4 protein-coding genes and 1 tRNA gene are annotated in these 3815 nt (G+C 65.5%); 3 read left to right on the forward strand and 2 right to left on the reverse strand.

Features of this window, described 5'->3' with window-relative positions:
* Nucleotides 1-27 precede the first annotated feature (27 nt).
* The 3 genes from E1218_RS35120 to E1218_RS36880 all read left to right on the forward strand — a co-directional run bounded on the left by E1218_RS35120 (nucleotide 28) and on the right by E1218_RS36880 (nucleotide 1528).
* A tRNA-Thr gene (locus tag E1218_RS35120) sits at nucleotides 28-103 on the forward strand.
* Nucleotides 104-185: 82 nt separating this feature from the next.
* Nucleotides 186-641: a hypothetical protein gene (locus tag E1218_RS36875; protein WP_202866366.1), complete on the forward strand. Its 456-nt coding sequence runs from the start codon at nucleotides 186-188 to the stop codon at nucleotides 639-641.
* A gap of 140 nt (nucleotides 642-781) precedes the next feature.
* On the forward strand, nucleotides 782-1528 hold the full coding sequence (locus tag E1218_RS36880) for a tyrosine-type recombinase/integrase (RefSeq protein WP_202866367.1): 747 nt from the start codon (nucleotides 782-784) through the stop codon (nucleotides 1526-1528).
* A gap of 992 nt (nucleotides 1529-2520) precedes the next feature.
* Here the strand turns inward: E1218_RS36880 and E1218_RS35130 are convergent.
* Both E1218_RS35130 and E1218_RS37665 read right to left on the reverse strand, forming a co-directional pair.
* Nucleotides 2521-3300 carry a hypothetical protein gene (locus E1218_RS35130; RefSeq protein ID WP_165949564.1) on the reverse strand — a complete coding sequence of 260 codons (780 nt, stop codon included), beginning with the start codon at nucleotides 3298-3300 and terminating at the stop codon, nucleotides 2521-2523.
* A 235-nt stretch (nucleotides 3301-3535) separates the two neighbouring features.
* Nucleotides 3536-3815 (reverse strand): hypothetical protein (locus E1218_RS37665; protein WP_233712684.1); only part of this gene is annotated, 280 nt, incomplete at its 5' end.

A 3815-nucleotide genomic window follows, 5' to 3' on the forward strand; every position in this document is an offset into this window, starting at 1 on the left:
CCCCTAAGATGGACCGGCACAACACCCGCCGGTGTGGCGCAACTGGCAGCGCACCGCTCTTGTAAAGCGGTGGTTAGGGGTTCGAGTCCCCTCACCGGCTCCACGCTTGACCAGGCATTACTACACTCCGTGATCACATTTTCGGCTGTCTGTCAATGGATCTGACAATGGGTACCATCTGATCCATGGCTGGACGGCGCGCTGCTGGCGGTCGCGAGCGGGGATACGTCCGCAAGCGGGGCAACTCTCATCAGGTGCTGGTGTACGCCGGCGTAGATCCTGTGACGAGGAAGGACTCGTACCTGAGCGAGTCCACCCGCGACGAGAAGAAGATCCCCGAGATCAGGTCGCGGCTCCTGGCGAAGGTGGATCGTCAGCGGAACGCCGCGACGAAGGCAACCCTGGCGTACGCGTTGGACGCATGGCTCGAAGTCCACGAAGCGGATGAGTCGACGCTGGACAGGTACCGCGAGCTGGCGGCTCGGACCATTGGTCCGGCGCTCGGCGATGTCCGATCTCGAAGATCGGGACCCGCGCCTTGGAGCAGTTCTACGCGCAACTACGTCGGTGCAGCTACCGCTGCAATGGGAAGCCGTTCATCGAGCACCGAACTGCCGGCGAGCACGAGTGTCGAACTGTAAAGCATCGACGGCCGCCGGGTCGGCCCTCAGCGAAGTCGCGCGCAGAACATGACTGCACCGCGGCAGGGTGCCAGGTCATTGAGTGCCAGCCCCACGTCTGCAAGCCGCTGGCCGCAGGAACTGTCCGCAAGATTCACTTCGTGATTAGCGGTGCGCTCGCCGCCGCAGTTCGGTGGGAGTGGATCGACAGCAATCCCGCCGCGGAAGCCAAGAAGCCGAAGCAGCCACCCCCGCAGCCGCAGCCGCCAACCGCTGATGAAGGGACGCGGATCGTTACGGCGGCGTGGGAACAGGACCTGGCCTGGGGCATGTTGATCTGGCTGAAGATGGTGACCGGCGCGCGCCGCGGTGAACTGCTTGCGCTTCGGTGGCACGACGTTCACCTCGACACCGGTGTCCTTGAGATCCGACGCAACTTCACCCGCCGAAACGGGAAAGCGCGGGAGAAGGACACCAAGACGCATCAGATGCGCCGAATCAGCCTCGATCCGGCAACCGTCGAACTGCTAGACGCACACCGTCGGAACTGCCAGCAGCAAGTCGAGTCGCTAGCGGTGGCATTCAACGAATCCGCATTTGTGTTCTCCTACGAAGCCGACCACAGCCGGCCGTGCAATCCCGACGGCATCAGCCACCGTTACGCGAAGATGTGCGCCGAGTTGGGCATCAAGAGTCATCTGCACACGCTGCGGCACTATTCAGCGACGGAGCTGATCAGGTCCGGCGTAGATATTCGCACCGTGGCGGGCCGCCTCGGCCACGGCGGGGGTGGCACGACGACCCTTCGGGTCTACGCCGCGTGGGTGGCCGAATCAGACAAGCAGGCAGCCAACCTGCTTGGAGCCCGAATGCCCCGACCCGGCGCTCGCGGCGCCGGCGCGAACTGATGCCACTCGGTGGGACGCGGGCACCACTGGGGCACCAAAAGCGATCGAGGCGCTAAACGCCGAATTCCCGATGTTGAGTGGTGCCCGACCGGTTGGTCTGGGTGCAGCCGCTTGCGGAATCGAGCCGATGACCTTCTCATTACGAGTAGGACCGACAGCGTCGCATCCGCTCTCTACCAACACTTTCGTTCACACGCCCGCCGCCACGGGGCACCGAATGCACCATAGGTCTCGTGATTTCGCACCACGACCCGCACCACGCGGAAGAACCCAGGCGGGAAAGCCCACTCGAAAAGGTTTACCTAGTTCTTCGCCGGGTTGCCGAGCGGTCGGCCGACGAGTCGCCGACGTCGAGTTGTTCGCCGGGGCGAGGATTCGTGAACTTCGCTGCTGCTGCGGAGGTTTGCCGAGGTAGGCGACGAGTTCTTACAGGATGGTGATGCAGTCGGTGAGGTTCTCGCTCAGTTCCGGGTTCGCCGGCGCGTGGCGGCTGCTTGTAGGGCTTCGTAGGTGGGTCCGGCGTTTCAGCGTCGCTGGCTGCTGGCGACGGAGCCGTGGTGGGGTTTGAACGACCAGGTGGCATGCTCGGGTTCGGGCCGAGGGAGTCGATATGGGAGGCGAACTGCGCCGGGGGTTGAGCAGGTGGCGTGGCCCGGTCTCTCTGTGCGGCCATGGCGTGGGTCAGGGCCTGCTCGGACGGGGAGCCCCCGCGCTGCGGCCTATGCGCTCGGCCGCGCGCCGGCGCTCCTTCCAGTCGGACACCGAGAACATCTGCCAGTCTTCCAGTCCTCCGGCCAGAGCGACCGCGGGCTCACGCGGCATGCCGCGCTCCCTTGGCCTTCCGCGCGTCGCCTGTGGCCGGTTGTCGGTCGGGCGCCGCGCGGAGTTCGCTCTCGTTCGATCCGGGTGATCCGGTCGTCAACCATTCACACCGACCCGGCCAGCGGCCTTCTCCGCGCGCCGCCAGATTGATAGTGCCGCCAGATTGATAGTCAGGTGCCGGACTTGGTCGCGCCGAGGACGTCCTGTGCCTTCTCGACCGCAGCCGAGGTCGCGCCGTCGATGTCTTCGGGCAGGCCGTTGACCACCGTGAGCGCTAGGACGACGTCGTCAACGCCCGTGGTGACCATCGTGACCTCGAACCCCTCCAAGGGCCCGGAGGTCGCGGTGAAGCGCACGGCGACCGGATCGGCGCCGACCTGCGGTGCGGCAACCTCCCGGACACTGATCGGCGACGTCCCCTCGCCCGGAACCTTCAAGGTCATTGTGCGGCACGCGGCGACGGCCTGCTTGAAGGACTTCTGCAGCGCCCGGACGGCAGCGGGCGAGCCCATCGCGTCGATGGTCTCGTCGACAAACGGTCCCTGTGCGCCACCGGAGTACGACTGGCCCGCCGATGCCTTCGACCCGGGCGGGTTGTCCGCATTGGAGAACGCGACCAGCTTCGCGCACCGGGAATCCTTCGACGACACCGTGACATCGGAACCGTCGTCACCACCCTCGTCCTTCTCGACAGAGAACCCGGGCGGCAGATCGGCCAGCGCAAGCAGTGCCTTGGCCAATTGCGCCGCCGTGCGCGCCGGCTTGGCCGGCGGCGTCGACGGAACAGCGCTCGGCGTGCTGGCCGTAGGTGTCGAGGTAGTCGGAGTCGGCGTCGACGACGGCACAGGCGAGGGGGTTGTGGACGTGGCGGTCTCAGAGCCGCCCGAGCAGCCGCTGAGCGCGAGCATCACGACAGCAGCGCAAGCCGCACTACAGACGGACTTGATCATGTGATCTCCTAAGATGTCGGCATGGGCCGGGGGTTGCCGACCAGACTTCGGCACACCAGAGCAACCGAACTCTACCGTGAGGATGCCGAGCCAACGTGCCGCTTCACCCAAACGGTCACGCGACCGATAGCCCGGGCGGAGAGCCGTCGGCACACTGGCGTTACAGCACCGGTCAGCCAGGAACGCTTGTATCCTTAAATGTGCAGGCGTGGCGGCTCGTGCCGCATTGGAGCCGTCATCTTCGCAGTGCACGCACAGCCCCGGCCAACTCCAACCCGAGTGCCAAACGGCGCCAGGCCCCGTCATATGTGATCTTCTGTCGGCTGTCGTCCTGATCGCGAAGGCCTCCAAGCACTCCCGAGGCCAATCCGGCGATGACCAACTGCCCGGCTACGAACAGTGCGATCCCTACAGTCACCGCCGCGCCACGACCATCTGTCGCCTGCATGTAAAGCGTCCATACTAGGCCGATGCTGCTCGCCACGTAGGCGCTCACGTAGAGCATGGCAGAGACC

Origin of the sequence: Kribbella turkmenica (assembly GCF_004348725.1) — a bacterium.
GTDB lineage: Bacteria > Actinomycetota > Actinomycetes > Propionibacteriales > Kribbellaceae > Kribbella > Kribbella turkmenica.